Annotated in this window: 28 protein-coding genes and 1 riboswitch; of the genes, 12 read left to right on the top strand and 16 right to left on the bottom strand. The window is 71.8% G+C overall.

Going from position 1 to position 26,788, the window contains the following annotated elements:
• Positions 1–37 precede the first annotated feature (37 nt).
• On the top strand, positions 38–1,114 hold the full coding sequence (locus ABTX78_RS02335) for a maleylpyruvate isomerase family mycothiol-dependent enzyme (protein ID WP_352204927.1): 1,077 nt from the start codon (positions 38–40) through the stop codon (positions 1,112–1,114).
• A 143-nt stretch (positions 1,115–1,257) separates the two neighbouring features.
• Here ABTX78_RS02335 and ABTX78_RS02330 read toward each other — a convergent pair whose 3' ends face one another.
• The 11 genes from ABTX78_RS02330 to bioB form a co-directional block, all read right to left on the bottom strand.
• On the bottom strand, positions 1,258–2,271 hold the full coding sequence (locus tag ABTX78_RS02330; RefSeq protein ID WP_352204926.1) for a hemolysin family protein: 1,014 nt from the start codon (positions 2,269–2,271) through the stop codon (positions 1,258–1,260).
• Positions 2,268–3,605, bottom strand: coding sequence for a hemolysin family protein (locus ABTX78_RS02325; protein ID WP_352204925.1), 1,338 nt, complete (start codon positions 3,603–3,605; stop codon positions 2,268–2,270). The genes ABTX78_RS02330 and ABTX78_RS02325 overlap by 4 nt, the downstream gene beginning before the upstream one ends.
• A 138-nt stretch (positions 3,606–3,743) precedes the next feature.
• Positions 3,744–4,184, bottom strand: a complete 441-nt coding sequence (locus tag ABTX78_RS02320) for a GNAT family N-acetyltransferase (RefSeq protein WP_352204924.1) — start codon at positions 4,182–4,184, stop codon at positions 3,744–3,746.
• Between the two features lie 143 nt (positions 4,185–4,327).
• Positions 4,328–5,206 (bottom strand): LLM class F420-dependent oxidoreductase, encoded by an 879-nt coding sequence (locus tag ABTX78_RS02315; RefSeq protein ID WP_352204923.1) that lies wholly within the window; start codon positions 5,204–5,206, stop codon positions 4,328–4,330.
• Positions 5,207–5,403: 197 nt separating this feature from the next.
• Positions 5,404–7,968, bottom strand: coding sequence for an ABC transporter permease (locus ABTX78_RS02310; protein ID WP_352204922.1), 2,565 nt, complete (start codon positions 7,966–7,968; stop codon positions 5,404–5,406).
• A 9-nt stretch (positions 7,969–7,977) separates the two neighbouring features.
• The gene (locus ABTX78_RS02305) at positions 7,978–8,796 is read right to left on the bottom strand and encodes an ABC transporter ATP-binding protein (RefSeq protein ID WP_352204921.1); all 819 of its coding nucleotides are present in this window, start codon (positions 8,794–8,796) and stop codon (positions 7,978–7,980) included.
• Between the two features lie 293 nt (positions 8,797–9,089).
• Positions 9,090–9,761: a class I SAM-dependent methyltransferase gene (locus tag ABTX78_RS02300; RefSeq protein ID WP_352204920.1), complete on the bottom strand. Its 672-nt coding sequence runs from the start codon at positions 9,759–9,761 to the stop codon at positions 9,090–9,092.
• Positions 9,762–9,805: 44 nt separating this feature from the next.
• The gene (locus ABTX78_RS02295; protein ID WP_352204919.1) at positions 9,806–10,159 is read right to left on the bottom strand and encodes a VOC family protein; all 354 of its coding nucleotides are present in this window, start codon (positions 10,157–10,159) and stop codon (positions 9,806–9,808) included.
• 4 nt (positions 10,160–10,163) lie between these two features.
• Entirely contained in the window at positions 10,164–10,877 is a 714-nt protein-coding gene (bioD, locus tag ABTX78_RS02290; RefSeq protein ID WP_352204918.1) for a dethiobiotin synthase, read from the bottom strand.
• Between the two features lie 199 nt (positions 10,878–11,076).
• Positions 11,077–12,369, bottom strand: coding sequence for an adenosylmethionine--8-amino-7-oxononanoate transaminase (locus ABTX78_RS02285; protein ID WP_352204917.1), 1,293 nt, complete (start codon positions 12,367–12,369; stop codon positions 11,077–11,079).
• A gap of 8 nt (positions 12,370–12,377) precedes the next feature.
• Entirely contained in the window at positions 12,378–13,535 is a 1,158-nt protein-coding gene (bioB, locus tag ABTX78_RS02280; protein ID WP_352204916.1) for a biotin synthase BioB, read from the bottom strand.
• Positions 13,536–13,681: 146 nt separating this feature from the next.
• Between bioB and ABTX78_RS02275 the strand changes: the two genes are divergently transcribed.
• Both ABTX78_RS02275 and ABTX78_RS02270 read left to right on the top strand, forming a co-directional pair.
• Positions 13,682–14,827: an 8-amino-7-oxononanoate synthase gene (locus ABTX78_RS02275; protein ID WP_352204915.1), complete on the top strand. Its 1,146-nt coding sequence runs from the start codon at positions 13,682–13,684 to the stop codon at positions 14,825–14,827.
• Positions 14,828–15,135: 308 nt separating this feature from the next.
• Positions 15,136–15,567 (top strand): ATP-binding protein, encoded by a 432-nt coding sequence (locus ABTX78_RS02270; protein WP_352204914.1) that lies wholly within the window; start codon positions 15,136–15,138, stop codon positions 15,565–15,567.
• Between the two features lie 47 nt (positions 15,568–15,614).
• Here the strand turns inward: ABTX78_RS02270 and ABTX78_RS02265 are convergent, their stop codons facing one another.
• Positions 15,615–16,526 carry a LysR family transcriptional regulator gene (locus tag ABTX78_RS02265; protein ID WP_352204913.1) on the bottom strand — a complete coding sequence of 304 codons (912 nt, stop codon included), beginning with the start codon at positions 16,524–16,526 and terminating at the stop codon, positions 15,615–15,617.
• Between the two features lie 82 nt (positions 16,527–16,608).
• On the opposite strand from ABTX78_RS02265, the gene ABTX78_RS02260 reads away from it, so the two are divergent.
• Positions 16,609–17,238 (top strand): LysE family translocator, encoded by a 630-nt coding sequence (locus ABTX78_RS02260; protein WP_352204912.1) that lies wholly within the window; start codon positions 16,609–16,611, stop codon positions 17,236–17,238.
• 174 nt (positions 17,239–17,412) lie between these two features.
• On the opposite strand, the gene ABTX78_RS02255 is transcribed toward ABTX78_RS02260, so the two are convergent.
• The 3 genes from ABTX78_RS02255 to ABTX78_RS02245 all read right to left on the bottom strand — a co-directional run bounded on the left by ABTX78_RS02255 (position 17,413) and on the right by ABTX78_RS02245 (position 19,349).
• A complete protein-coding gene (locus tag ABTX78_RS02255; RefSeq protein ID WP_352204911.1) occupies positions 17,413–17,889 on the bottom strand; it encodes a C40 family peptidase in 477 nt (158 codons plus the stop codon).
• Positions 17,890–17,892: 3 nt separating this feature from the next.
• Positions 17,893–18,049, bottom strand: a riboswitch (cyclic di-AMP (ydaO/yuaA leader).
• A gap of 346 nt (positions 18,050–18,395) precedes the next feature.
• Entirely contained in the window at positions 18,396–18,704 is a 309-nt protein-coding gene (locus ABTX78_RS02250) for a hypothetical protein (protein ID WP_352204910.1), read from the bottom strand.
• A 9-nt stretch (positions 18,705–18,713) separates the two neighbouring features.
• Positions 18,714–19,349 (bottom strand): ATP-dependent Clp protease proteolytic subunit, encoded by a 636-nt coding sequence (locus tag ABTX78_RS02245; protein WP_352205022.1) that lies wholly within the window; start codon positions 19,347–19,349, stop codon positions 18,714–18,716.
• Between the two features lie 95 nt (positions 19,350–19,444).
• Here ABTX78_RS02245 and ABTX78_RS02240 point away from each other — a divergent pair, with 95 nt between their 5' ends.
• Positions 19,445–19,726 (top strand): type II toxin-antitoxin system Phd/YefM family antitoxin, encoded by a 282-nt coding sequence (locus ABTX78_RS02240; RefSeq protein WP_328859890.1) that lies wholly within the window; start codon positions 19,445–19,447, stop codon positions 19,724–19,726.
• A 596-nt stretch (positions 19,727–20,322) separates the two neighbouring features.
• On the opposite strand, the gene ABTX78_RS02235 is transcribed toward ABTX78_RS02240, so the two are convergent.
• A complete protein-coding gene (locus tag ABTX78_RS02235; RefSeq protein WP_352204909.1) occupies positions 20,323–21,315 on the bottom strand; it encodes an ABC transporter permease in 993 nt (330 codons plus the stop codon).
• Between the two features lie 106 nt (positions 21,316–21,421).
• On the opposite strand from ABTX78_RS02235, the gene ABTX78_RS02230 reads away from it, so the two are divergent.
• The 7 genes from ABTX78_RS02230 to ABTX78_RS02200 all read left to right on the top strand — a co-directional run bounded on the left by ABTX78_RS02230 (position 21,422) and on the right by ABTX78_RS02200 (position 26,720).
• Complete coding sequence (locus ABTX78_RS02230; RefSeq protein ID WP_352204908.1) at positions 21,422–22,042, top strand: TetR/AcrR family transcriptional regulator; 621 nt, start codon at positions 21,422–21,424, stop codon at positions 22,040–22,042.
• Between the two features lie 136 nt (positions 22,043–22,178).
• Positions 22,179–22,481 carry an urease subunit gamma gene (locus tag ABTX78_RS02225; RefSeq protein WP_352204907.1) on the top strand — a complete coding sequence of 101 codons (303 nt, stop codon included), beginning with the start codon at positions 22,179–22,181 and terminating at the stop codon, positions 22,479–22,481.
• Positions 22,482–22,493: 12 nt separating this feature from the next.
• Positions 22,494–22,805, top strand: a complete 312-nt coding sequence (locus ABTX78_RS02220; protein ID WP_352204906.1) for an urease subunit beta — start codon at positions 22,494–22,496, stop codon at positions 22,803–22,805.
• On the top strand, positions 22,798–24,519 hold the full coding sequence (locus tag ABTX78_RS02215) for an urease subunit alpha (RefSeq protein WP_352204905.1): 1,722 nt from the start codon (positions 22,798–22,800) through the stop codon (positions 24,517–24,519). The genes ABTX78_RS02220 and ABTX78_RS02215 overlap by 8 nt, the downstream gene beginning before the upstream one ends.
• A 92-nt stretch (positions 24,520–24,611) precedes the next feature.
• The gene (locus ABTX78_RS02210; RefSeq protein WP_352204904.1) at positions 24,612–25,274 is read left to right on the top strand and encodes an urease accessory protein UreF; all 663 of its coding nucleotides are present in this window, start codon (positions 24,612–24,614) and stop codon (positions 25,272–25,274) included.
• Between the two features lie 19 nt (positions 25,275–25,293).
• Positions 25,294–25,971 carry an urease accessory protein UreG gene (gene ureG, locus ABTX78_RS02205; protein WP_352204903.1) on the top strand — a complete coding sequence of 226 codons (678 nt, stop codon included), beginning with the start codon at positions 25,294–25,296 and terminating at the stop codon, positions 25,969–25,971.
• A complete protein-coding gene (locus tag ABTX78_RS02200) occupies positions 25,968–26,720 on the top strand; it encodes an urease accessory protein UreD (protein ID WP_352204902.1) in 753 nt (250 codons plus the stop codon). Before ureG ends, ABTX78_RS02200 begins: the two co-directional genes overlap by 4 nt.
• Positions 26,721–26,788 lie beyond the last annotated feature (68 nt).

The raw sequence follows: 26,788 nt of genomic DNA, 5'->3' as shown, positions 1-26,788 counted from the left end.
GGTAAGGTCCGTCGGTTCCGTACCGGGAGGGAGCCCTGTGAGCGACGCGCTGCTGAACGCGCTGACCGAAGCGCTGGCCGATCTGGTGACCTCGGTCGCCACCTGTGACGACGATGTGCTCGACCCCGACACGGCGGTGAAGTGGCTGGAGAACACCGGCTACCTCCTGGGCCGGCTCTCACCTGCCGACCGCGGCGCGCTGTCGGTCCTGCTCCGGCAGACCGCCGCCCGCCGGCCGGACGGAGGGCTGCGCGACGACGTGCTGCGCATCTGCGAGGACTTCGGTATCGACGACGATCAGCACGAGCTCTACTGCGACGCGGTGGAGGACCTGGGGCGGCGCTTCGTACAGACCGTACGGGACGTGGACCCGGCGACGCCGGTGCCGACCTGCCCGGGCTGGACCTTCGCCGACCTCGTACGGCACCACGGCACCACCCACCGCTGGATAGAACATCTGGTGCGCACCCGCGCCGCCGAACGCGTCCGGTCGAAGGACGTGCCGCTGGAGCTCCCGCCCGACCCGGGCGCGTACCCCCAGTGGCTGGCCGGCAGCGCCGAGGCCTCGGTCCGTACGATGCGCGGCGTCGACCCGGACACCCCGATGTGGTCGTACGGCGCCGACCAGCGGGTGCGGTTCTTCCCCCGCCGGCTGCTCTTCGAGGCCGTCGTCCACCTCGCGGACGCCGAACTCGCACTGGGCCAGGAGCCGCGGATCGCTCCGGGCACGGCGGCCGACGGAATCGAGGAGTTCCTGGAGAACCTGCCGTGCTGCCCGTGGCTCGCGGAACCCGTCGGCGTACTGCCCGAGGGTTCGCTGCGGCTGGTGGCCACGGACACGGGGGCGGGCTGGACCGTCTCGTTCGGCGCAAGCGGGTACCGCTGGACGGCCTCAGGCTCGGTGCTCGGCCGCGGCCCGGCGGTCCCGGTCCGCGCCGAAGCGCCGGCGGCTTCGGTCCGCGCCGAGGTGACCGCGGCTTCGGCCGGCGTCCAGGGACCGGCGGGTGATCTGCTGCTTCTCCTGTACGGCCGGTACCGGCCCGACGACCCGCGCTTCGAGGTGTCCGGCGACCGCGCCACGCTCGACGCGTGGCTCCGGGCGACGGCGTTCTAGGGCCCAGGGCGGGGTCAGGCGGAAGAGGGCGGCGCTCGTTTCGCGCTCTGCTCGGAGAGGCGGCGGCCGGCCCCCGGGCGGTGCGGGACCGGCCACCGTCAGTGGCTCGATCCGGTCCCGCACCGACCGCCGGACGACGAGCCCTAGTCCCGCCGGCCCACCAGCTCCCGCAGCACGTCCTCCATCGTCACCAGGCCCACCGGCGAGTCGTCCTCGTCCAGCACCGCCGCCAGGTGCGTACGGCTGCGGCGCATCGCGGTCAGTACGTCGTCCAGCGGTGTCGCCGCACGGACCCGCGCGATCGGCCGCAGCGCCGTGACCGGGAAGGGCTCGTCGCGCGGAGCCGCGTCCAGGGCGTCCTTCACATGGAGATAGCCGAGGATGCGGCGCCGGGCGTCGACCACCGGGAAACGTGAGTACCCGGACTCGGCCGCCAGCCGCTCCAGCTGTTCCGGCGTCGTCCCGGCCTGCGCGTACACCACCTGTTCGACCGGCCTCACCACGTCCCGTACGGGGCGGCGGCCCAGCTCCAGAGCATCGCGCAGACGCTCCGCCGAGCGGTCGTCCAGCAGGCCCGCCTCGCCGGCGTCCCGCACCATCCGGGCGAGCTCGTCGTCCGAGTAGGTCGCGGCCACCTCGTTCTTGGCCTCGACTCTCAGCAGCTTCAGCAGAGCATTGGCGCAGGCGTTGATCGAGAAGATCACCGGTCGCAGTGCCCGCGCGAGCGCCACCAGCGGCGGGCCGAGGAGCAGAGCGCTCCGGGTCGGCTCGGCCAGGGCGATGTTCTTCGGCACCATCTCGCCGAGGAGCATGTGCAGATACGTCGCCACGGCCAGGGCGATCACGAAGGAGATCGGGTGCACCGCGCCGTGCGGCACGCCCACCGCGTCGAACACCGGCTCCAGCAGATGGGCGATCGCGGGCTCGGCGACGATGCCGAGCACCAGGGTGCACAGCGTGATGCCGAGCTGTGCCGCCGCCAGTAGTGCCGACACATGCTCCAGGCCCCACATGACGCTGCGGGCCCGCCGGTCGCCGGCCTCCGCGAGGGGCTCGATCTGGCTGCGGCGCACCGAGATCAGCGCGAATTCGGCGCCGACGAAGAAGGCGTTGACCACCAGGGTCAGCAGACCGATGAGAAGTTGGATCGCGGTCATCGTCCGGCCTCCACGGGCTCGTCTGCCGAGTGGAGCGGAGCGTGCATCAGCACCCTCGCGGCGCGCCGCCCGGAGGCGTCCACGACATCGAGGCGCCAGCCTGCGAGGTCGATGCGGTCACCTTCGACGGGGATGCGTCCCAGCTCGGTGGCGATCAGACCCGCGAGCGTTTCGTACGGGCCTTCCGGCACCCGCAGGCCGATGCGCTCCAGCTGGTCCGTGCGGGCGGCGCCGTCGGCCGACCACAGCGTGCGGCCGTCGGCGTCCTGGCCGGCGGGTGCGAGGTCCGGCGTCTCGTGCGGATCGTGTTCGTCGCGCACCTCGCCGACGACCTCTTCGACGATGTCCTCCATCGTCACGACGCCGGCCGTGCCGCCGTACTCGTCGATGACGACGGCCATCGTGGACTTGCCGGCCAACCGGTCGAGGAGCCGGTCGACCGTGAGGGTCTCCGGCACCAGCAGCGGCTCACGCAGCAGCTCGGTGACGCCGCGGCGCGGCCTTTCGTCGGCCGGAACCGCCAGGACGTCCTTGATGTGGGCGATGCCGACGACGGTGTCGAGGCTGCCGCGGTAGACGGGGAAGCGGGACAGACCGGTCGCGCGGGTCGCGTTGGCGACGTCCTCGGCGGTGGCCTGCACCTCCAGCGCGGTGACCTGTACGCGCGGGGTCATCACGTTCTCCGCGGTGAGCTCGGCCAGCTTCAGGGTCCGGACGAACAGCTCGGCGGTGTCCGCTTCCAGCGCGCCCTCCTTCGCGGAGTGCCGCGCCAGGGCGACCAGTTCCTGGGGGCTGCGGGCCGAGGCCAGCTCCTCGGTCGGCTCCATGCCGAGCCGGCGCAGGATGCGGTTGGCCGTGTTGTTGAGATGGCTGATCAGCGGCTTGAAGGCGGCGGTGAAGACCCGCTGCGCGGGGGCGACCACCTTGGCCACGGCCAGTGGGGAGGAGATGGCCCAGTTCTTCGGGACCAGTTCGCCGACGACCATCAGCACGACGGTGGACAGCGCCGTGCCGAGGACGAGGGCCACCGAGGAGGCCATGGAGGGCGAGAGGCCGGCCGCTTCGACCGGACCGCGGATCAGCTTGGCGACCGAGGGCTCGGCCAGCATGCCGACGATCAGATTCGTGACCGTGATGCCGAGCTGGGCGCCCGAGAGCTGGAAGGTGAGGCCGCGTACGGCCTTGAGGGCGCTCGCCGCGCCTCGTTCACCTCGCTCCACGGCTTTCTCGAGATCGGCGCGCTCGACCGTGGTGAGCGAGAACTCCGCCGCGACGAAGGCACCGCAGGCCAGTGAGAGCAGCACGGCCACGAGGAGCAGGAGCACTTCCGTCATCGGGTCACCTCCGTCCCATGATCGGACAGCGGGAGGAGGAATGCGCGATGTCTGCTACTGGGAGGCTCGCCCATGGACGGACGCTCACACCTTTCGTACGGAGAGTGATGGTTCACCCATGGTAAAGGACCGGCAAAGTCATTCGGAACGAGAGGGACTCGCGAACGGTTTCACCCAGCGCCGCCAGTGGTCCTCCCTCCGGTACCCGGCGGCCGCCCATGCTCCGTGTGCCTGTTCGTTGGCTTCCAAAACCATGGCGTCACCACGGCGTCCGCCGACAGCGGCGAACCGGCGCTCGGCCGCCTCCAGCAGGACTCGCGAGACACCGCGTCTGCGGTGGGAGGGGAGGACCGCGAGCCGGTAGAGGGAACACCGCCATCCGTCGTAACCCGCGATCACGGAACCGACGAGCAGGCCGTCGGACTCGGCGAGGATCAGAGCCTCGGGGTCGCGGGAGACCAGCCGGGTGACGCCGTCCACGTCGTCCGTGACGCTGGTCCCTTCGGCCGCCTCCTCCCAGAAGGCCAGAACTCTCGCCGCCTCGTCCGGGCGGGCAGTACGTATGCGCAGATCGATCACGGGCCGAGCCAAGCACGCGGGGGAGCGGGCATGCCACCCGCTTTCAGGGTTCGAGACACCGTGCCGAACACCCTCTCCCTAGCTGCCCGGCCCGGCGGCCGACAGCGCACGCTCCGGGCGCGACGCGGCGACTGCCGCGCCGGTCAGCCCCTGCGCAGTTCGTCCATCACCGGGGCGAACGTCTCCAGGTACGGATCGAGGACGGTGAAGTAGCTGAAGCCGTAGCGCTCACGCTGCCCCCGCAGCCGGCCGGCGATCGCCTGTACGGTGCCGACGGCGAGCAGCGGCAGGTCCAGTACCTGCTCGACGCTCAGATGCGGGACCCGGGGGAGCAGTTCCTTCACCGCCGCCTCGCGGTCGTCGGTGACCGCGACGAACTGGAGCAGCAGATTCAGCTCCTGCTCGTCGGACCGTTCCCCGGCCACCCTGCGGTACGCCGCGATCCGTCCGTCGACCTCCCCGGCGGTGAGCACCTGGAGCCCGTCCCTGCTCTCCCGGGCGCCGGTGAACCCGACGATGTCGGCGTGCTCCGCGGCGAGGCGCAGCACCTTGTCCCCGTTCCCGCCGATCAGCAGCGGAGGACGGGGCCGCTGCGCCGCCTTCGGCAGGTGCCCGTCGTCGTGGAGCAGCCGCTCCAACTCCTCGACCGTGTGCCGCAGATGCGCGACCCGGCCGCCGGGGGTGCGGAACTCCAGCCCGGCGCGGTCGTGCTCCTCCTTCACATAGCCCGCACCGATGCCGATCTCCAGCCGACCGCCGGTGAGCGCGTCGGTCGTGGCGATCTCGCGGGCGAGCAACGCCGGGTTCCAGAAGGCGGCGTTGAGCACGAAGGTGCCGAGCCTGGGGCGCTCCGTCACCTCGGCGGCGGCCACCAGCGCGGGAAACGGAGCCATCATGCCGAGGTGGTCCGGCACCTGGATCACGTCGTAGCCGAGCTCCTCGGCCCGCCGGCACTTCCGGCGCCACTCGGGACCGTCGGCGGGCGTCAGCATGTTCACCGCGAAACGGAACGGCCTGGGCATGGACTCTCCTTCACATCGGCGGTCGGATGGGCAGTACCGGCGGGGGTCCGGCGGCTGGGCCCCAGGGCTCCCGGCGCTGCCTTCCCGGCGGCCGGCAGTGGGGCTCCTGAGCTGCCTTCCCGGCGGCCGGCGGTCGGGGCCCGGCGCGCGTCCTTCCCGGTGGCGTGGGCGTCCGGCCGTCCCGGCCCGCGCTTCTCCTACTCGTGGGCGATCGCCGCCAGCACGTTCATCCGCGACGCGCGCAGCGCCGGCAGCACCGCCGCCGCGAGGCCGACGACCACCGAGCCGACCACCACCGTGATCACCGTGCCCCACGGCACGGCGAACGCGGTCAGGCCCTCCAGCGCCAGCACCTGCTGGACGGCCACTCCCCACACCATGCCCAGCGCCAGTCCCAGCAGTGCCCCGAAGACCGCGATCACCACGGACTCCAGCCGGATCATGCGCCGCAGCTGCACCCTGGAGAGGCCGATCGCCCGCAGCAGGCCGATCTCCCGCGTCCGTTCCACCACCGACAGGGCAAGGGTGTTGACCACCCCGAGCACCGCGATGACGATCGCCAGCCCGAGCAGCGCGTAGACGAGGTAGAGCATCACGGCGATCTGCTGGCGGATCAGTTCCTTGTAGTCGGCCTGATCGCGCACCTGCACCTGGGGATACGGGTCGAGCGCGGCTTCGAGACCGGCCCGCAGGTCGTCCGTGGCGCCGCTGTCCGCCGCGTTGACGAAGACCGCGGCGTCCTGGCCGCCCGGCAGATACTTCTCGACGGTCGCCAGACCCATGAACAGAGCGCCCTCCATGCCCGGCCCGCCCGTCTGGTCCATGTCGGTGAGCGCCCCGACGGTCAGCCGGGCCTTTCGCCCGCCCGGGAACTCGGCCGCCAGCACCGACCCGATGCGCACCCGGTGTTCGTCGGCGTACGCGACGTCCATGGCGATGCTGTCGGCGGCCAGCGCCGTCGCGGTGGTTCCCCTCGCGTACGTGATGTTGGCGGCCTCGTCCAGCTTCGGGTCGTACCCCGAGGCCGTCGACTCCACCCGCTTGCCGTCCGGCAGCGTCAGCGCGAGGGGCGCGAAGCGCTGACGTACGACCGTCCCCGCACCCTCGACGGCCCGCACCTTCTCGGTGATCTCCTGAGGGAAGGGCATGAAGGTGCTGTTCTGGACGACGAAGTCGGCGCCGAGCGTCTTGTCGATCTGGTCGTCGAACGACTTCGTCATCGAGGCGCTCGCGATCGACAGTCCGCCGACCAGGGCCAGCCCCACCATCAGGGCGGCGGCCGTCGCGCCCGTACGCCGTGGATTGCGCAGGGCGTTGCGCTGGCTCATCCTGCCCACCGAGCCGAAGACCTTGGGGAACGCCCCGCCCAGCACCCGGATCACAGGCCGGACGAGGAGCGGGCCCGCCACGATCGTGGCGATCAGCGTGAGCACCACACCGAGTCCGAGCAGCAGGGAGGCGCTCGCCGTCCGGTCGCTCGTCGCGCAGCCCGCGAGCGCGGCCGCACCCGCGGCGGCCATGAGGGACCCGGCGACGGCGCGGACCTTCAACGGCCGCCCCACACCCTGGACTTCGGCGTCAACGAGCGCCGCCATGGGGGAGACCCGGGCGGCCCGCCGGGCGGGCAGATACGCGGCCAGGAAGGTGACGCCCAGCCCCACGGCGTACGCCGAGACGGGAGTCGCCGGTCCCACGACCATCTCGGCCGCGCTGAGGTTCATGCCGAACGCGCTCATCAGCCCGATGAGTCCGGCCGCCAGGCCGACACCTGCCCCGAGGCCGAGCGTCGAGCCGACCAGCCCCAGGAGCACCGCCTCGGTCAGCACCGAACGGCGGACCTGGCGGCGGTCGGCCCCGAGCGCGCGGAGCAGTCCCAGTTCGCGGGTGCGCTGGGCGATCAGCATCGAGAAGGTGTTGACGATCAGGAAGATGCCCACCAGGACGGCGATGCCCGCGAAGCCCAGCATCACCCACTTGATCACGTCCAGGAATCCGCCGAGCTGCGCCGCGTCGGACTTCGCCTGCTCGTCCGCGGTCTTGAGGTCGTAGGCGTCACCGAGTTCGGCGGCGACCCGTTGCTTGAGCGTGTCGTCGCTGACGCCGTCGGCGGCGTCGACCGAGATGGAAGTCGCTGCGCCGGACCTGCCCAGCACCTTGGTCTGGGCGGTCGGCGTGTCCAGGAAGACCAGCGCGGCACCGGGGTTGGTGGTCCGGAACGTGGCGATGCCTACGAGCTCCACCCGGAAGGAACCGGGCTGGGCGAGGAGGGTGAGGGTGTCGCCGATGCCCAGCTTCGCGTTGTCGGCGGTGTCCCGGTCGAGCAGTGCCTCGCCGGGGCCGCGGGGCGCGCGGCCGCTGGTGAGCTTCACCGGACTGCGGTCGGTGACGTACCAGTTGGTGGCGATGGTGGGCGCGCCGCTGGTGGGCCCGACGGGCTCGTTGCGGTCGTCGACGACCGTGATGTTCTCGACGGCCGTGTCGACGTGGGTGCCGGCGACTCCGTCGAGGGCGCGCACCCGGTCCGCGAGCGAGGCCGGCACGGTTCGTACGGCGCCGGTCGGCAGACTCTCGCCGACACCTTCCTTCGGCGCGATCGTGACATCCGCGGACGTGGAGGCGAAGAGGCGGTCGAAAGTGCGGGAGACGGTGTCCGAGAAGATCAGTGATCCGCTGACGAAGGCGACGGACAGCAGGATCGCGAGCATCGACAGCAGCAGCCGGCCCTTGTGTGCGAAGAAGCTCCGCAGTGTCGCTCTGAGCACGGCGCGCCCTCAGTCCTTGGCCAGGGGGTCGGCCCCCGCGCCCGGTGGTTGCGTCCGGCCGCCGGAGAACAGGCGCATCCGCTCCAGCACGGCCTCGGCGGTCGGCTCCTGCATGGCGTCCACGATCCGCCCGTCCGCGAGGTAGAGCACCAGATCGGAGTGGCCCGCGGCACCCGGATCGTGCGTGACCATCACGACCGTCTGGTCCAGGTCGTCCACCGCCTCGCGCAGGAATCCGAGGACCTCGGCGCCGGCGCGGGAGTCGAGATTGCCGGTCGGTTCGTCGGCGAAGATCAGCTCCGGGCGCGACGCCAGGGCCCGTGCACAGGCCACCCGCTGCTGCTGTCCGCCCGACAACTGCGCGGGCCGGTGACGAAGCCGGTCGCGCAGCCCGAGGGTGTCGATGACCCGCTCCACCCACTCCTGGTCGGGCTTGCGCCCGGCGATGTCCATGGGGAGGGTGATGTTCTCGGCGGCGGTGAGCGTGGGCAGCAGATTGAACGCCTGGAACATGAAACCGACGCGGTCCCGTCGAAGCCTGGTCAGCTCCCGGTCGTTGAGCCCCGTGATCTCGGTGTCCCCGAGCCACACCTGACCCGCCGAGACGGTGTCGAGACCCGCGAGGCAGTGCATCAACGTGGACTTGCCCGAACCGGACGGGCCCATCACCGCCGTGAACCGCCCGCGGGCGATGTCGACGTCGACGGCGTCCAGTGCGCGGACGCTCGTCTCCCCGCTCCCGTACGCCTTGGTCAGCGCCCGGGCCCGCGCCGCGAGCGGAACGCCCGCGGCCCGGCCGTGGGTGGGTGCAGTGGCAGGTGTGGACATGGCCGCCTCCTGGGTCGTGCCGCTCCGACTCGCTCCGGTGCCCTACAACGTGCTGAGACCTCAGGCTTCCTGAGACTAGACAAGGGCCGGAGGTGCACGGTATCCGTCGCAGGGCCCGGTTCTCGGGGTTGATGTAAGGGGCAAGCGAGTGGTGTACGAGTCGGTGTTCGCCCAGGGAACCGGCGGGACGGACCGGACGTGTCGCCGCGGAGAACCGAGAAGGCCGCCATGAACCGGCGTGCGCCGTCACGGTGAGGGGCGTTGGTGACGCGGAGGTGCGCCGGTGCCCGCCATCAGCTCTCGGCGACGGGACGGTACGCCCTGCCGAGGACACACGGAGAGGTCGGCATCTGCAGGCCCTGCTCCGGCACCCGCAGCCGCCGGTGCTCGCCCAGCTCGAACCCGGCAGTCTCGATGGCCGCGAGCGTGTCCCGCGAGGTGTGACAGCCGCCGAACAGCATCGGCCACACCGTACGGTCCACGAGCCGCTGGGCCCGTGCCATGCCCGCGGTCTCGGCGCGGCCGTGCTCGAAGAACCGCAGCTCGCCCCCGGGGCGCAGCACGCGCCGGACCTCCGCCAGCGCCCGCGGCAGATCCCGCACGGAGCACAGGACCAGCGAGACGACGGCCGCGTCGAAGGCCTCGCTCTTGACCGGCAGCGCCTCGGCCGCGCCCGGAACCACATCGACCGGGACGTCGGCGCGGCGCGCGGCCTCGACCGCGAGCGCCCGCAGGCTGCGCTCGGGTTCCAGGGCGACGACCTCGGAGACGGCGGAGGGATAGTGCGGGAAGTTCAGACCGTTGCCCGCGCCGACCTCGATCACCCGGCCGGAGAGCCCGGTCAGCAGCTCCCTGCGGTGCTGCGCGATGCCCTTCTCCGCGGCCACACTGAACCTGGCGTAGAAGCGGGCGAACAGGGGATGGTGGACGGCGTCCCGGGGCACTGTGCTGCTCCGCAAGCGCATGACGGCCTCCTAGGCGCGTGTCCGGGACGGGCGGACCTTCACCGTCATTCTCCCCCCGGCGCGACGAAGCAGAACTCGTTGCCCTCCGGATCCGTCAGCACCTGGAACCGGCCGTGGTCGTCGGTGGTGAGCGCACCCAGCCGTACGGCACCGAGAGCCACCGCCCGATCCGCCGCCTCGTCCACATCGCCGGCGTCGAGATCGAGATGGATACGGTTCTTCGCGGCCTTGCCCTCGGGCACGCGCTGGAACGCGATCCGCACCGCGTCCGGCGGATCGATGTACGACCACTCGGCGCTGCGGTCGACGGGCTCACCGCCGAGGAGGGCGGCCCAGAAGCGGACCAGCAGGGCCGGATCGTGGCAGTCGAAGACGATCTCGTCGATACGCGCGCGCATCCGGTCAGCGTACGACCGAGCCGAACGCCTCCGCATCCCACGACCCGCCGAGCACCGGAGCGAGCCAACCTCCGGCGCGGGCCCGGAAGTCCGCGGGCGCGAGGGCACCGGACCCCTCCGGTACGGCCCCGAGCAGCGGTGCTCCGGCGGCCTCGGGGAGGTCCGTCAGATTGCACCGCTCGGCCAGCCCCGGCTCCGCGGGCCAGCTGCCGACGACCACGCCGAGCTGCGCGAGCCCTCGCGCGCGGAGGGCCTCGCCGGTCAGCGTGGTGGCGTTGAGAGTGCCGAGTCCCGCGGTGGTGACGACCAGGACGGGAGCGGACAGCAGCCGGGCGGCGTCGGCGAGCGTCCCGCCGTCGTCGTCGAACCGGACGAGCAGTCCACCCGCGCCCTCGACGAGAACGAGGTCGTACTCGGCGGCCAGCTTCTCCACGGCGTCGGCCACCTCCTGCGGCCGGACCGGCGGGGCCCCGGCCCGCCGGGCGGCGGTGGCGGGGGCCAGCGGCTCGGGGTACCGGGCCAGTTCCACCCCGAAGACGTCTCCCGCGAGCCGCGACACCTCGGCCAGGTCCCCGGGCTCGTCGCGTCCGACGCCGGTCTGGGCGGGCTTGACCACGGCCACCGTCCGCCCCTGCGCGAGCGCGAGGGCGGCGACGGCGCCGGTGACGACGGTCTTCCCGATCTCCGTCCCGGTTCCCGAGACGACGACGACTGCCATGGTGCCCCTACCGCCTATCTGTTCACCGGCGCCGTAGCGCCTCTCGTTCCTGTGCGCGATGTCGCCCGCGCCCGGGTCGCGCTTGCGTCCGCGCGCGTGCCCGCCTTCCGGACGGTGCGTCAGCCCACGTGCCCGGCCACCGTGCGTCCCGGCCGCGGCCTGCTCCGGCCCCGGACAGCGCGTCGGCCCGCGGCCTCGGTCACCCCGCGGCCGCGGCCGCGCACACCGCCTCGCACACCCGGGCCAGATCCTCGTCCCCGGTCACATACGGCGGCATCGTGTAGATCAGGTCCCGGAACGGCCGGAGCCACACCCCGGCGCGCACCGCGGCCTCCGTCGCCGCGGCCATGTCCACGTCGTGGTCCAGCTGGACGACGCCGATCGCTCCCCGCACCCGGACGTCCTTGATCCCGGGCAGGTTCCGCGCCTCCGCGAGGCCGTCCCGCAGGCCCGTCTCCAGGCGCTTGATCTCCTGGGGCCAGTCCTGCGCCAGCAGCAGGTCGATCGAGGCGTTCGCCACCGACGCAGCCAGCGGGTTGGCCATGAACGTCGGGCCGTGGGCCAGTACCGGCACCTCGCCGCGTGAGATCCCGTCCGCCACCCGCGAGGTGCACAGCGTCGCCGCCATCGTCAGATAGCCGCCGGTCAGCGCCTTGCCCAGGCACATCACGTCCGGCGACACCCCGCCCTGCTCCGCGGCGAACAGCGTGCCCGTGCGCCCGAAGCCCGTGGCGATCTCGTCGAAGATCAGCAGCACTCCCTGGGCGTCGCACGCCTCCCGCAGCACCCGCAGATAGGCGGGGGAGTGGAAACGCATGCCGCCCGCGCCCTGCACCACGGGCTCCACGATCACGGCCGCGAGCTCGTCGGCGTGCCGCGCGACCGCCTCCCGGAGATGATCCGCGTACACCTCGTCGAACTCGGCCGGTGGCGCGTCCGCGAAGACCTGCCGCGGCAGCATCCCCGACCACAACTCGTGCATCCCGCCCTCGGGATCGCACACCGCCATGGGCTGCCAGGTGTCGCCGTGGTACCCGCCGCGCCAGGTGAGCAGCCGGCGCTTCTCCGGGCGGCCCGTGGAACGCCAGTACTGCAGGCACATCTTGACGGCGACCTCGACCGAGACCGACCCGGAGTCGCACAGGAACACATGCCGGAGCGGTTCGGGCGTGATCTCCACGAGCCGCGTGGCCAGCCGGACGGCGGGCTCGTGGGTGAGCCCGCCGAACATCACATGGCTCATGCGGCCCAGCTGATCGCGCGCCGCGTCGTTGAGGACGGGGTGGTTGTAGCCGTGGACGGCCGACCACCACGACGACATCCCGTCGATCAACTCACGCCGCCCGTGGGCGGGTTCGGCGAGCCGCAGCCGTACCCCGGAGGCGGAGTCCACGACCAGCGGGTCGCTGCGGCCCGGCATCGGACCGTACGGATGCCAGACATGGGCCCGGTCCAGGGCGACCAGGTCGTCGTGGGGCAGTCGTTCAGGCATGGGGCGCCTCAGGCGTTGGGAGCAAGGTCGGTGCCGGCGCCGCGGCGGCGCACGGAGACCAGATCCGTACGGGCGGCGTTGGCCTCCGCGCGGACCTCGGCGGGTGCTTCGGCCGGCGCGTCGGCCGACTCGCCGCCGCACACGGAACCGCAGCCGCCGCCCTGCCGGTGCTTCGGCAGCGTCGTCGTCTCCGTGCCCTCCACCTCGAAACCCGCGTCCGTGATCATGTCGAGGTCCGCCTTACCCGCCTGGCCCTCGCTGGTCAGATAGTCACCGAGGAAGATCGAGTTCACCAGGTTCAGGGCGAGCGGCTGCATCGACCGCAGATGGACCTCGCGGCCGCCCGCGAGCCTCACCTCGACGTCCGGGCAGACGAACCGCACCATCGCGAGAATCCGCAGACAGCGCTGCGGGGTGAGGTTCCACTCCTTGGCCAGCGGCGTGCCCTCGAAGGGGATCAGGAAGTTCACCGGCACGGAGTCCGGGTCGAGCTCACGCAGCGAGAAGACCACGTCGACGAGGTCGGTGTCGCTCTCGCCCATGCCCGCGATCAGACCGGAACAGGCCGACAGACCCGCGGCCTGCGCCTGGTGCACGGTGTCCACGCGGTCAGCGTAGGTGTGGGTGGTCGTGATGTCCCCGTACGTCCCCTCGGACGTGTTGAGGTTGTGGTTGTACGCGTCGGCGCCGGCGTCCCGCAGCCGCTCGGCCTGTCCCTCGGAGAGCAGTCCGAGGCACGCGCAGACCTCCACGTCCTCGTTCTGCTCCTTGATGGCCTCGATGGTCTTCGAGACACGGTCCACGTCCCGGTCCGTCGGGCCGCGGCCGCTCGCGACCAGGCACACGCGCTTCGCGCCGCCCGCGACACCCGCGGCCGCCGCCTCGGACGCCTCGTCGGGCTTCAGCCAGGTGTACTTGAGAATCTCAGCCTTGGACCCCAGCCGCTGGGAGCAGTAGGAGCAGTCCTCGGGACACAGCCCCGATTTGAGGTTCACCAGATAGTTGAGCTTCACCCGGCGCCCGAACCACTGACGGCGCACCTTGCCGGCCGCGGCCACCACTTCGAGCAGGTCGTCGTCGGAGGTCGCCAGTACGGCGAGCGCCTCTTCACGGGTCGGCAGCTCGCGCCGCAGCCCCTTCTCCACCAGCGTGTTCAGCAGGTCCATGCGCCAGATCCTGACGTACGGCACACGTCCCGGCCAAGGCGGAACCCGACAACAGAGCCCGAATGAGGTGTGTGTATGGCCACATCGGTTCCGCGAGCCCGCCCGGTTAGGGTCTGTGCGCTGCCTACAAAAAGGACCGGACCACCATGACCCAGGATCCTTTCGACTGGATCGACGACGAATCGCGCCGCCGTGCGCGCGCCGGTCTCGTACGCACGCTCCGGCCGCGCGACGCCGACTCCGGGCTGCTGGATCTCGCGGGCAACGACTACCTGGGTCTGACGCGCCGGCCGGAGATCACGGCCGCGGCGGCCGAGGCGGCGCGGCGCTGGGGCGCGGGCGCGACCGGCTCCCGGCTCGTCACCGGCAGCACCGCGCTGCACGCCGAACTGGAACGGGAACTGGCGGCGTTCTGCGGATTCGAGGCCGCCCTCGTCCTGTCCTCCGGCTATGCGGCCAATCTCGCCGCGGTCACCGCGCTGAGCGATCGCGGGTCGCTGATCGTCTCCGACGCCGGCAACCACGCCTCGATCGTGGACGGCTGCCGGCTCTCCCGCGCGGAGACCGCGATCTCCCCGCACGCCGATGCCGAGGCCGTTCGCAAGACGCTCGACGCGCATCCCGGCCGGCGTGCCCTCGTCGTCACCGACTCCGTCTTCTCGGTCGACGGTGACGCCGCACCACTGCCCGCTCTCGCACAGGCGTGCCGGGACCACGGCGCCGCGCTGCTCGTGGACGACGCGCACGGTCTGGGCGTCCTCGGCGAGGGCGGCCGGGGGGCCACGGCGGCCGCCGGCCTCGCGGGCGACGAGGGGGTCGTCGCGATGCTGACCCTCTCCAAGTCGCTGGGCAGCCAGGGCGGCGCCGTCCTCGGCCCCGCGCGGGTCATCGACCACCTCGTCAACACCGCCCGGACGTTCATCTTCGACACCGGACTCGCACCGGCCGCCGCCGGCGCCGCCCTGGCCGCCCTGCGGCTGCTGGGCCGCGAGCCGGAACTCGCCGGGCGGGCGCGCGCGGTCGCGGGAACCCTGCACCAGCGGCTGACGGCCGAGGGCCTGACCGCCGTACGCCCTGACGCGGCCGTGGTGTCGGTACGGGCGCCCTCACCGGAGGCGGCGCTGCAGTGGGCCGCGGACTGCCGGGCGGCCGGTCTGGGCGTCGGCTGCTTCCGCCCGCCGTCGGTCCCGGACGGCATCTCGCGGCTGCGGCTGACGGCCCGCGCGGACCTCACGGAGAAGCAGATCGCCCGTGCTGTCGCCACGATCGTGGAGACGGCTCCGGCCGGCTGACACCACCGAACGTCGCCCGTCCCGGGTCCGGCGTGACCGGCGCACTCCCGTTCGCCCCCGTCGCGGCCCGCGGACGCCGTTCGAGAGCCTGGCCGTGCCCGTGACCTGGGACGGGAGGGCGCGGCCCTATCCGGTCTCGCGTAGCAGAGTTCACCGCTTCGAGCGACAGATATCTACATATCTTGGTGGATCGCCACCTCTGGCCGGGCGATGAGTGGCACTCTGGCGCGAAGCGCAATCCGCGGCCGCCCGCGCATCATCCGCCACGAGTTGGAGCCCGGCCGCGGTGGGAAAGGGACAGCGTCGCCATGGCCGACCTTCAGGAAGCCTCCGTCACCCTGCCGAGCGATCCCGCCTCGGTTTCGGCGGCCCGGAAATTCGTCACGGACATCCTCTCCGAGTGGGGTCTCCCGGCGGACGAGGACGCAGGCGACACGGTCCGGCTGATCGTCTCCGAACTGACCACGAACGCGGTCCAGCACACCTTCGGCCAGTCACCGACCTTCACGGTCGATGTGCGGCTGGAGCGGGACGAGGAACTGCTCATCGGGGTCACGGACAGCCACCCGCGCTGGCCGCAGCGACTGCCCGCCGCCGTACGGCAGGACAACGGCAGGGGCATGATCATCATCCGCAGTCTCACGGCGGAGTGCGGTGGCCGGCTCTCGGTGACCCCCACGGCGGAGGGCGGCAAGACGGTCTGGATCGCGCTGCCGTGGACGGCGCCGGTCCCCGGCTGAACGGTGAACCGTCCGGTGGATCTGCGGAGACGGGCGCTTCGGCGGGTTCATCCCGTGGCGCGACCGAACGCCCCGCGCAGCAGGGCCCGCAGGGAAACGGCCGCCGGACTCGACTCGTCCCCGCGGTGGGCCACCGAGATTGTCCGCCGGAATGCCGCCGGCTCCAACTGCCGTACCCCCAGCGGCGTGATGGACATGGCGGCCACCATCTCCGGTACGACCGCCACCCCGAGCCCCGAGCTGACCAGAGCGCACACCAGGGCATAGCCCGGTGTCTCGCACACCACGGCGGGCGTGGCACCGGCCCGGGCCAGCGCTCCCTCGACACCTTTGCGCGGAGGGTGCGCGGGGGCGCTGCTGATCAGCGGCTGGCCCGCCAGCTCCTCGACCGGCAACCGGCCCGAACCGCCCGCCAGCGCATGGCCCGGCGACGTCACCAGAACCAACTCCTCGACCAGCAGCGGTTCGAGAACCGCTCCCGCCGGCACCGCGGCCGGCTCGTTGGGCTCGTAGGTGTGCGTCAGGGCGAGGTCCACGTCGCCCGCCGCGACCGCGAGGACACCCTGCGGCGGTTCGTACTCCGCGACCGTGAGGTCGACATCCGGGTGAGCACGGCGGAACGCGCTCAGCACCGGAGGCAGCAGATGGATGCCGACGGTGGTGAAGGTGCCGACCCGCAGCCGTCCGCCGGACAGTCCCGACAGCCGGGCCAGCTCGTGACGCGCCTGGTCCATCTCGTCCAGCACTCGCCGGGCGCGGGTCGCGAGCACCTCGCCCGCGGCGGTGAGGCGGGTACCGCGATGGTGCCGGACCAGGAGGGCCGCGCCCGCCTCGCACTCCAGTTTGGCCAGCTGCTGGGAGAGCGCGGGCGGGGTGTAGCCGAGGCGCACGGCGGCCTGGGTGATCGAACCGGCCTCGGCGACCGCCACCAGCGCCGCGAGCCGTGTCGGGTCGTACATGGCACCCCTAAAGCGTTTCTTTGGTCAGACCCAGGAAATTCCCCATACACACTAAGGTCTGCGCAGGTCCAGGATGGCTGCCATGGACGCTCAACTGGTTGCCTTCACCGGGATAGCCGCGGGCATGGTCGCCATGCCGGGCGCGGACTTCACCGTCGTCGTACGCAACGCGCTGGCCTCGCGGCGCGCCGGCGTGGCCTCGGCCGTCGGGGTGGCAGGAGGTCTGCTGGTGCACACCGCGCTGGCGGTGGCCGGGCTCGCGGCGGTTCTCGTCGCCGTGCCGGTTCTCTTCCGCACGCTCCAGATCGCCGGCGGAGCGTATGTGCTCTACCTGGGAGTGCGGGCGGTGCGCTCGGCGCTGCGGCCCCGGCCCGTCGTGGCGGACGAGGGCGGGGCGACGGCCGGCGGGACCCGTCGCGCTCTGCGGCAGGGATTCCTGACCAATGTGCTGAACCCGAAAGCCCCGGTGCTCTTCCTCAGCCTGCTGCCGCAGTTCGTGCCGGCGGGCGCCCCAGTACTGCCGCGCACGCTGCTGCTGGCGACGATCGTCGTCGCGCTCGCCCTGGCCTGGTTCCCTCTGGTGGCGCTGCTGGTGGACCGGCTCGGCCCATGGCTGCGCAGGCCGCGGGCCACCCGTACCGTGGAGGGCGTCACCGGCGGCGCGCTCACGGCGCTGGGCGCGACACTGCTCGTCCAGCCGCTGACGCACTGAGGCCCGGCGTCATGGGCACGCGTCCTCATCGGCATGCGTCCTTATCGGCACCGGGCGTCACGGCACGGGGCATCACGGCACCGGGCGTTGCCCGGGCACACCGGCGGGCCGGGACACCGGGCACACCGGCGGGCCGGGACAACCGCCCGCCGGTACACCCTTGATGGCGCGCCGTCAGCCGACGCGCCCGTACCAGACGCTCTTGGTCCAGATCTTCTCCAGCTTCACCCAGGAACCGGTCTTGGGGGAGTGCCAGATCTTCCCGCTGCCGGCGTAGATACCCACGTGATAGACGCTGCTGCCGGAATGGAAGAAGACGAGGTCTCCCACCTGCCGTGAAGAGGCCCTGATATGGCGCGTCTTGTTGTATTGCTGCTGGGCCGTACGGGGGAGCTTCTTGCCCGCCCTTTTGTACGAGTACAGCGTCAGGCCGGAGCAGTCGAAGCGGGAGGGGCCCATGGCGCCGTACTTGTACGGCGCGCCCTTCTTCGACGCGGCCACCTTCAACGCCTTGCCGGCGTGGGTGGTTGCTGCGTACGCCTCCGACGAGGCACCCGGCACGAGCATGGAGCCGCCGACGGCGGCCAGGGTCAGGGCCGATACGGCACCCGCCCGTGTCATCAAGAACGGGACATGCTTCTGCGCACTCATGCGCAACCCTTCGTCAGCCGCCTGTGAAGGATGACCTGTCGGGTTCGGGCGGACGAAGGTGCCCGGCTGCATAGTGCGGCTTCACCCCGAGGGACGGCCGGACTTTCCGGCTGCCCCGTGTTGCTCGGGTCCTCCACTCCTGCCGAAGCACTTCTGTCGACCAGACGTCCGGATCGGCGGCAGGACTCGGCGTCCGCCCGGACCGCCCCGCCGAGGTGACGGGGGCTTGTCGTCCCAGGGATCTTGACCCATGGAGTGCCGGATTTCCGAGCTGAAACGGCGATATGTGAGTTTCGCCACCACTCACCTGTTCGGGTGGACAGAGGTGTTCCGCGGCTCGCCGAGCGACAACCGAGGACGCCCGTACCAGCACCGGAATGTGTCATTCCGCCAGATCGGTAGTCATGGTGCGCAAGTTGACCGTAGGCATATAGGGTGCAACGACTCCACCGAATGGGGTACAAAATCTCATACACATTTGGCGGTTGACGCCATCCGAGGCGCCGTCAGTTCTCCGTCGAGGGCGGCAAGGTCACTCGTCGCGTCCTCCGGTCGCCGTCGAGAACCCGCAGCGCCTGGCCGAGAGTCGCCGGGTGCACCTCGCTCTCGCCGCGCAGGTGCATGAGCGTCAGGGCGTCCCGCAGGGCGCTCGCCCGGCCGATGAGCGCCTGGGCCGCACGCAGTGCGCCGTACGTGTGGGTTGCGCGGGCCGGATTGATCCGGCCCAGCAGGTCGACGCCTTCGAGATAGCTGTCGATCAGTTCGCCCTCGGCGCGTGTCAGCGCGGGCAGCGGTGGCAGTTCGGGCAGCAGCATCGCGCGCACTCACCGTGAACCGGGCGCGGAGAGCGACGTCTTGCGGTTCCGGATGACGTGATCCAGCAGCCCGTACTCCTTGGCCGCCTCGGCGTCGAAGACCTTGACGCGCTCCAGGTCGGCCGCGATCCGCTCGGCCGCCTGGCCGGTGTGCGTCACGAGCATCGCGGCCAGTTGGGCCCGCAGCCGCAGCAACTCCTGTGCCGCGATGTCCAGATCGGACGGCTGGCCCCGCAACGGCTCCTCGATCGCGGGCTGTTGCACGACGATCCGCGCACCCGGCAGTGCCATCCGTTTCCCCGGCGCGCCGGCGGCGAGCAGCAGGGCGGCCGTCGACGCGGCCTGGCCCAGGCAGGTCGTCTCCACGTCGCAGGTGACGACCTGCATCGTGTCGTAGATCGCGGCCATGGCGCTGAGCGAGCCGCCGGGGGAGTTGATGTACAGCGAGATGTCCCGGTCCGGGGCCGCGTACTCGAGGTGCAGGAGCTGGGCGATCACATCGTTGGCCGCGGTGTCGTCCACCTCGGTTCCGAGGAAGACGATCCGCTCCTCCAGGAGCTTGGCGTACGGGTCGAGCGTGCGGGTCCCCGAACTCGTGCGCTCGGTGAACTGCGGCAGGACATGACGGGCGACCGGACGGTGCATGGCGAGCCTCTTCTCCATGAGTGCGTCTCCTCCGTGCGCGCCTGGCACGGTCTGTGCAAAATGTACAGGACGTACAGGCGGTTATGATGGGGAGCATGGCCTACGAGATTCCGGTGACGCAAGCCCGCGCAGAGCTCGCCGATCTGATCAACCGCGTCGTCTACGGGGGCGAACGAGTCGTCGTCACCCGGCACGGAAAGCCTCTTGTGGCGCTCGTCTCGGCCGCTGACCTGGAACGACTGGAGCAGGCTCAGGACGGTGCGGAGGAGCAGGTGGTCAGTTCGGTCTCGTCCGTCGGCTCCCTCTCGTCCGCTTCCGGCGAACGGGGGCGCTTCGGACTCACGGCGGAGCACCGTCGCCCCGACACGCACGGCTGACGCGCTCCGGCGTGCCCGGGCGTGCGGCGGGGTCGGGGCCTTGAGTGGCCCGCGGGTCTGCTGCAGCCGGATGTGTCCGGGCGTTCGTCGGTGTCTGAGCTGGACTGGATCGCAGTCGGGTTGGAGCTCGGCGCCCCTGGGCATGCGGCGGACGCCCTTCCGCCACCGCGGGCGTCTCCGGGCCCTCTCGCGGCTGTGCACGGCCGTCGCGCCCGGTCGACCCGGCTCGGCACTGTGCGGCGCCCGCGTGGCACAAGCCGGGCGCCGCCCGCCCGGCAGTCGCTCGTGGCCCAGGCCCAACGCTCGCGCTGCACAAGCCCGCCCGGGCAGTCGCTCGCGCGGCCCAGGCCCAGCGCCAGCCCACGCGGCGAAACGCCGGTACCAGCCCGCGTGGCACAAACCCGGCACCGCGCCCACCCGGCACTCGCCCTCACGGCCCGAAGCCCGCCCAGCACCAGCCGCGCGGCCCAGGGCCAGGCCCAGCACTCGCCCTCGCTGGCCCAGGCTCAGCACTCGCCCGCACAGCGCCGGCCCGCGTAGCAAAAAGCCGCGCGTCCCCCTCCGCTACGGCGGGGACGCGCGGCCGGTCGTAGAGTTCAGCCGACCGGGGCCGGTGCGGGGCGCTGTGACTTCTCAGACACGGCGGCCGGCCGCGCGCTCCGTCCGCCCGCCAGCACCGCGGCCAGTCCGAGCGCCGCCCACAGGGAGAGCGTGAGGACCGCTTCGCCCGCTCCGCCGCCGTCGAAGTACGACACCGACCGCAGCAGTTGGGTACCCGCCCCGGGCGGCAGCCACTGGCCGATCATTCCGGCCGGGTCGGGCAACAGCTCCGGCGCGCTCGCCGCTCCCGAGAACGGGTTTCCGATCAGGAGCATCAGCAGACCGCCGACGGCGATGCCACGGGCGCCGAACAGCGCGGCGAAGCCCGCGACGGCACCCGCGATGGCAAGGACTGTCAGTCCCAGCACCCCCGCCTCGGCCCACCAGTTGCCGGTGAGTACGCCGAGCCAGCTGTGGGCGAGGGCGGTGGCCGTGAGGCCGACGAGTGCCGCCGCGCCGGTCAGCGCGAGTGCCGCTCGGCTTCCGCGCAGTCCAAGCAGCGTCACCATCGCTCCGGCCGCCACCCCGGCCAGGGCCAACGGCAGGATGCTCGACGCCAGCGCGCTGCCGCGCGGATCGCCCGCGGGCGCGGCCACCACGTCGGTCACCCTCACCGGCTCGCCGGCCGGCGCCTGCGCGGTGACGGCGTCCTTCAGCAGTCCGGCGACCACCGGACTCCCCGCGGAGGCGGTCAGCAGCCGCGGCCCTTGCGGTGTGACGACGACCGCTCCGTATACAACGCGATCCTGGATCGCGGCGCGGGCGGCGTCGCCGTCGTCGTAGCGGTGCACCTCGAACGCGCCCGGCCGCTGTTCCAGGCGCTGCTCGACCTGGGCGACCGCGGCCGCCGGGCCGGCTACGCCGACGGGCAGGTCCCGGGGCGCGGTACGGGCGGCGGGCCAGGCGAAGGCCCACAGAGCGAGCGCGACCAGTACGGGGACGAGGGTCATCACCGCGATGGCGCGATGAGCGGGCGTAGGAGCGGACATCGTCGCCTCGATTCACAGAGAAGGATCGTTCGTTTTACGGATGGCCTCACTGTCCCGCCGCATGTCGACCTTGTCAAGAAGGAATGTTCGTTTTAGATTGCGTGGCATGGCCCGCGTATCCCAGGAACATCTCGACGCACGCCGCCGCCAGATCCTCGACGGTGCCGCGCGCTGCTTCGCCCGCAACGGCTTCCACGCCACGTCGATGCAGGACATCCTGCGTGAGGCGGATCTTTCCGCAGGCGCGGTGTACCGGTATTTCCGCGGCAAGGACGAGATCATCGTGGCCATCGCGCACGAGGTCTTCGCCGGGATCCGGGGTGCCTTCGAGGAAGCCTCCCGCACCACGCCGCCGCCGATGCCCGATGTGCTGCTCGGCCGCGTCCTGCGCAAGATGCTGCGGGAGCAGGTGCCGGGGGAGGACCGGCAGGCCTTCGCCCGGCTCGTCGTCCAGGCGTGGACGGAGACGCTGCGCAACGAGACCCTCGCCACCACTCTCGGCGAGGGGTACGCCGGCATGCGCCTGGCCTGGGCGAAGCTCGTGGACGCCTACCGGGACAACGGCCTGATGGCCGCCGACGTACCCGCCGACCATGTGGCACGCACACTCATCGCCACCGCCCAGGGATTCATCGCCCAGCAGGCGCTCTTCGGCGATGTGGACGTCGAGGTCCTCGAGGACGGGCTCCGCGGGCTGATGTCGATGAGCCGATCGGACGCCAGTTAACGCGGTGGAAAAACAGGCGCCCTAACGTTCACCTTCCGGCAGCGGGACGGCACCGTGCAGATCGACGGAGCGTTGGCGGCGATGAGGTGTCGCTGTGCCCGAACGGGCCCGGCACGGACGACAGTGAGGTGGACGCGTGCAACTCTCCCCGCACGAGCAGGAACGACTGCTGATCCATGTGGCGGCCGACGTGGCGGAGAAGCGCCGCGCCCGCGGGGTGCGGCTCAACCACCCCGAAGCCGTCGCCCTGATCACCTCGCACATCCTCGAAGGCGCGCGGGACGGACGCACCGTCGCCGAACTGATGGCGTCGGGCCGTCAGGTCCTCGGCCGCGCCGACGTCATGGAGGGCATCCCGGAGATGATCCATGACGTCCAGGTCGAGGCGACCTTCCCGGACGGCACCAAGCTCGTCACCGTCCACGACCCGATCGTCTGAGGGGAGACGCCGATGATTCCCGGTGAGGTCCTGTTCGCCGACGACCCCGTCCCCCTCAACGTGGGCCGCGAGGTCACACACCTCACGGTGGTCAACGCCGCCGACCGGCCCGTCCAGGTCGGCTCCCACTACCACTTCGCCGAATCCAATCCCGGCCTGCGTTTCGACCGTGCCGCGGCCCGCGGCAAACGGCTGCACATCGCGGCGGGCACCGCCGTGCGATTCGAGCCCGGCATCCCGGTGGACGTGGAACTGGTGCCCTTCACCGGACTCCGCGTCATCGTGGGGCTGCGCGGCGAGACGGGAGGCGCGCTCGATGCCTGAACTGCACCGTGCCCTCTACGCGGACCTCTTCGGACCCACCACCGGTGACCGTGTCCGGCTCGCCGACACGGATCTGCTCGTCGAGATCGAGGAGGACCGCTCCGGCGGCCCCGGGCTCGCCGGCGACGAGGCCGTGTTCGGCGGCGGCAAGGTGATCCGAGAGTCGATGGGCCAGTCCCGTACGACACGCGCCGACGGCGCACCCGACACCGTTGTCACCGGCGCTGTGATCATCGACCACTGGGGCATCGTCAAGGCCGACATCGGCATCCGGGACGGCCGGATCACCGGTATCGGCAAGGCCGGCAACCCCGACACCATGGACGGCGTCCACCCCGGCATCGTGATCGGGCCCGAGACCGAAGTCATCGCGGGCAACGGGAAGATCATCACCGCCGGGGCGATCGACGCGCACGTCCACTTCATCTCCCCGACGCTCGTCGACCAGGCCCTCGCGACGGGGGTCACCACGCTCGTCGGCGGTGGCACCGGACCCGCCGAAGGCACGAAGGCGACCACCATCACGCCAGGCCCCTGGCACCTCGCCCGGATGTTCGAGGCGCTGGACGGTCTGCCCGTCAACATCGGCCTGCTCGGCAAGGGCAACACCATGTCCGGTGAGGCCATGCGCTCCCAACTGCGCGGCGGCGCACTGGGGTTCAAGATCCACGAGGACTGGGGGGCCACACCCGCGGTCATCGACGCCTGTCTGCGGGTCTGCGAGGAGAGTGGCGCACAGCTCGCCATCCACACCGACACCCTGAACGAGGCCGGGTTCGTCGGTGACACGCTCGCCGCCATCGCGGGCCGGACCATCCACGCCTACCACACCGAAGGAGCCGGCGGCGGGCACGCACCGGACATCATCACCGTGGTCGGTGAGCCCTACGTCCTGCCCAGTTCCACCAACCCCACCCGGCCGCACACCGTCAACACCATCGAGGAACACCTCGACATGCTGATGGTCTGCCACCACCTCAACCCGGCCGTGCCCGAGGACCTCGCCTTCGCGGAGTCGCGGATCAGGCCCTCGACGATCGCGGCCGAGGACATCCTGCACGACCTCGGCGCCGTCTCGATCATCTCCTCCGACTCCCAGGCCATGGGCCGGATCGGGGAGGTCGTCCTGCGGACCTGGCAGACCGCGCACGTGATGAAGAAGCGCCGGGGCTCGCTGCCCGGGGACGGCCACGCCGACAACCGCCGAGTTCGTCGCTATGTCGCCAAATACACGATCAACCCGGCCGTCGCCCAGGGCCTGGACCGCGAGATCGGGTCGGTGGAGACCGGGAAACTCGCCGACCTGGTGCTGTGGGACCCGGCCTTCTTCGGCGTCAAACCCCATCTGGTGATCAAGGGCGGACAGATCGCCTACGCGCAGATGGGCGACGCCAACGCCTCCATCCCGACCCCGCAGCCGGTGCTGCCGCGACCGATGTTCGGTGCGCTCGGCCGTGCCGCGTCGACGGGCTCGCTCACCTTCGTGGCCCCGGCGGCGATCGAGGACGGACTGCCCGAACGCCTCGGGTTGCACAAGGAGTTCGTACCCATCACCAGCACCCGCGGTGTCACCAAGGCGGACATGCGCGAGAACGACGCCCTGCCCCGTGTCGAGGTCGACGCGGACACCTTCACGGTGACGATCGACGGGGAGCCGGTCGAGCCCGCGCCCGCCGCCGAACTGCCCATGGCCCAGCGCTACTTCCTCTTCTGACCGCCGATGACGACAGACGAGGTCCCGACGACGACCGCCGACGGGCCGGCACCGGCACACACGCGCACCCGGCTTTCGACGAGGAGCCGGTCATGAGCCGTGTCGCTCTCCTCGTCCTCGCCGACGGCCGCTTCCCCGCCGGCGGGCACGCCCACTCCGGCGGCGCCGAAGCGGCCGTCAAGGCGGGCCGCATCCGTGACGCCCGGGATCTGGCGGAGTTCTGTCACGGCCGGCTCCGCACGACCGGACTCACCTCGGCCGCCCTCGCCGCCGCGGCCGCCATCGGCCTCGACCCCCTCGAACTCGACGAGGCGGCCGACGCCCGCACACCGTCCCCCGCCCTGCGGGCCACGGCCCGCAGGCTCGGCCGGCAGATGATGCGCGCGGCCCGTGCCACCTGGCCAGGTCCCGAACTCGACGCGCTCGCCGCCGCTCTCCCGCGCGGTGCGCATCAGCCCGTCGTCATCGGGCTCACCGCCCGGGCCGCCGGGCTCGGCCCCGAGGACGCCGCACACTGCGTCGCCTACGAGACGGTCAGCGGACCCGCCACCGCCGCCGTACGCCTCCTGAGCCTGAACCCCTTCGACGCCACCGCCGTGCTCGCCCGCCTCGCGCCCGCGATGGACGCGGTCGCCGCACAGGCGGCGGCAGCCGCCCGGCAGGGCATCGACGCCCTGCCGGCGGCCTCGGCACCGCTGCTCGACATCACCGCCGAACAGCACGCGGCCTGGCCCGTACGCCTCTTCGCGTCCTGACACATCCTGGAGCCGCACCATGCACCTCGACCACACACTCACCGGCCCCGCTGCCGTCGGTGCCGATGCCGTACGCCCCGACGGCACCCGGCGCGCCCTGCGCATCGGGCTCGGTGGACCCGTCGGCTCGGGCAAGACCGCGACCGTCGCCGCGCTCTGCCGTGCGCTACGCGACCGGCTGTCCATCGCCGTCGTCACCAACGACATCTACACCCGCGAGGACGCCGAATTCCTGCTCCGCAACGCCGTTCTGCCGCCGGAGCGCATCCAGGCGGTCGAGACCGGAGCCTGCCCGCACACCGCCATCCGCGACGACATCTCGGCGAACCTGGAAGCCGTGGAAGATTTGGAGGAGCGCGTCGGCCCTCTCGATCTGATCCTGGTCGAGTCCGGCGGCGACAACCTCACCGCCACCTTCTCCAAAGGGCTCGTGGACGCCCAGATCTTCGTCATCGACGTGGCGGGCGGCGACGACATCCCGCGCAAGGGCGGGCCGGGCGTCACCACCGCCGATCTGCTCGTGGTCAACAAGACGGACCTCGCGCCGTACGTCGGCTCCGACCTCGGCAGGATGGCCACGGATGCCAAGGAGCAGCGTGGTGAACTGCCGGTGGTCTTCACCTCGTTGCGGAGCGAGGAAGGCGTCGCTCCGGTCGCCGGCTGGGTGCGCGAGCAGCTCGCCGCCTGGACCGCATGAGCGTCCACGCCACCGCCCGTATCGTCGCCACCCGGGACGGGCTGCCGGTCCTGACCGGCGAGGGGCCCCTCGCTCTGCGGCGTACGCGGCCCGCCCTGCCGCAGTCCCGGGCGCACTCCCGCGTCACGGTCGTCGGCGCCATGAGCGCGCCCCTCGGCGGGGACCGGCTCGCCGTCGAGGCCGATGTCGGCGAAGGCGCCCGGCTCGACGTCGACTCGGCGGCGGCGACCATCGCCCTGCCCGGCCGCGGGAGTGAACAGGCCCACTACGACCTGCGGTTGACGGTCGGCGAGGACGCCGAGCTGCGCTGGCTCCCCGAACAGCTCATCTCGGCCCGGGGCAGCGACCTGCGGATGTGCACCCGCGTCGACCTCGCCGCCACCGCACGTCTGGTCCTTCGCGAGGAGCAGATCCTCGGCCGGCACGGCGAGGATCCCGGAACGCTGACCACCCGGCTGACCGTTCGCCGGGCCGGGCGCCCCCTGTTCGACCAGGAGCTGTCCTACGGTTCCGGCGCACCGGCCGGCTGGGACGGGGGAGCGGTTCTCGGCGGACACCGGGCCGTGGGCCAACTCCTCGCAGTACACCCGGAATATGCCGACAAACCGTACGAAACCCACCTGTGCGGTGATTCGGCCGTGCTCACCCCGCTCGCCGGTCCGGCCTTCCTCGTCACCGCCGTCGCCCCCGACGCCCGGCAACTGCGCCGCGTGCTCGACGACGTACTGCGCACCGAACTCCCGTCCTGAGAAGGGGTGTTCGGTCGCCCCTTCGCGGGCGTACCGCTCAGCGGGACCACGCGTACCGGTTATTGGTT

The organism is Streptomyces sp. NPDC096193, from assembly GCF_040302905.1.
GTDB lineage: Bacteria > Actinomycetota > Actinomycetes > Streptomycetales > Streptomycetaceae > Streptomyces.
The sequence above is the reverse complement of the archived record's forward strand: the minus strand, read 5'-3'. Positions and strand labels throughout refer to the sequence as shown.

Coding starts and splice junctions, on each gene's coding strand:
- ABTX78_RS02330 (WP_352204926.1), bottom strand. CDS start 2,271: ATGACCGCGATCCAACTTCTCATCGGTCTGCTGACCCTGGTGGTCAAC.
- ABTX78_RS02325 (WP_352204925.1), bottom strand. CDS start 3,605: ATGACGGAAGTGCTCCTGCTCCTCGTGGCCGTGCTGCTCTCACTGGCC.
- ABTX78_RS02315 (WP_352204923.1), bottom strand. CDS start 5,206: ATGCCCAGGCCGTTCCGTTTCGCGGTGAACATGCTGACGCCCGCCGAC.
- ABTX78_RS02305 (WP_352204921.1), bottom strand. CDS start 8,796: ATGTCCACACCTGCCACTGCACCCACCCACGGCCGGGCCGCGGGCGTT.
- ABTX78_RS02300 (WP_352204920.1), bottom strand. CDS start 9,761: ATGCGCTTGCGGAGCAGCACAGTGCCCCGGGACGCCGTCCACCATCCC.
- ABTX78_RS02295 (WP_352204919.1), bottom strand. CDS start 10,159: ATGCGCGCGCGTATCGACGAGATCGTCTTCGACTGCCACGATCCGGCC.
- bioD (WP_352204918.1), bottom strand. CDS start 10,877: ATGGCAGTCGTCGTCGTCTCGGGAACCGGGACGGAGATCGGGAAGACC.
- ABTX78_RS02285 (WP_352204917.1), bottom strand. CDS start 12,369: ATGCCTGAACGACTGCCCCACGACGACCTGGTCGCCCTGGACCGGGCC.
- bioB (WP_352204916.1), bottom strand. CDS start 13,535: ATGGACCTGCTGAACACGCTGGTGGAGAAGGGGCTGCGGCGCGAGCTG.
- ABTX78_RS02275 (WP_352204915.1), top strand. CDS start 13,682: ATGACCCAGGATCCTTTCGACTGGATCGACGACGAATCGCGCCGCCGT.
- ABTX78_RS02270 (WP_352204914.1), top strand. CDS start 15,136: ATGGCCGACCTTCAGGAAGCCTCCGTCACCCTGCCGAGCGATCCCGCC.
- ABTX78_RS02265 (WP_352204913.1), bottom strand. CDS start 16,526: ATGTACGACCCGACACGGCTCGCGGCGCTGGTGGCGGTCGCCGAGGCC.
- ABTX78_RS02260 (WP_352204912.1), top strand. CDS start 16,609: ATGGACGCTCAACTGGTTGCCTTCACCGGGATAGCCGCGGGCATGGTC.
- ABTX78_RS02255 (WP_352204911.1), bottom strand. CDS start 17,889: ATGAGTGCGCAGAAGCATGTCCCGTTCTTGATGACACGGGCGGGTGCC.
- ABTX78_RS02250 (WP_352204910.1), bottom strand. CDS start 18,704: ATGCTGCTGCCCGAACTGCCACCGCTGCCCGCGCTGACACGCGCCGAG.
- ABTX78_RS02245 (WP_352205022.1), bottom strand. CDS start 19,349: ATGCACCGTCCGGTCGCCCGTCATGTCCTGCCGCAGTTCACCGAGCGC.
- ABTX78_RS02240 (WP_328859890.1), top strand. CDS start 19,445: ATGGCCTACGAGATTCCGGTGACGCAAGCCCGCGCAGAGCTCGCCGAT.
- ABTX78_RS02235 (WP_352204909.1), bottom strand. CDS start 21,315: ATGTCCGCTCCTACGCCCGCTCATCGCGCCATCGCGGTGATGACCCTC.
- ABTX78_RS02230 (WP_352204908.1), top strand. CDS start 21,422: ATGGCCCGCGTATCCCAGGAACATCTCGACGCACGCCGCCGCCAGATC.
- ABTX78_RS02220 (WP_352204906.1), top strand. CDS start 22,494: ATGATTCCCGGTGAGGTCCTGTTCGCCGACGACCCCGTCCCCCTCAAC.
- ABTX78_RS02215 (WP_352204905.1), top strand. CDS start 22,798: ATGCCTGAACTGCACCGTGCCCTCTACGCGGACCTCTTCGGACCCACC.
- ABTX78_RS02210 (WP_352204904.1), top strand. CDS start 24,612: ATGAGCCGTGTCGCTCTCCTCGTCCTCGCCGACGGCCGCTTCCCCGCC.
- ureG (WP_352204903.1), top strand. CDS start 25,294: ATGCACCTCGACCACACACTCACCGGCCCCGCTGCCGTCGGTGCCGAT.
- ABTX78_RS02200 (WP_352204902.1), top strand. CDS start 25,968: ATGAGCGTCCACGCCACCGCCCGTATCGTCGCCACCCGGGACGGGCTG.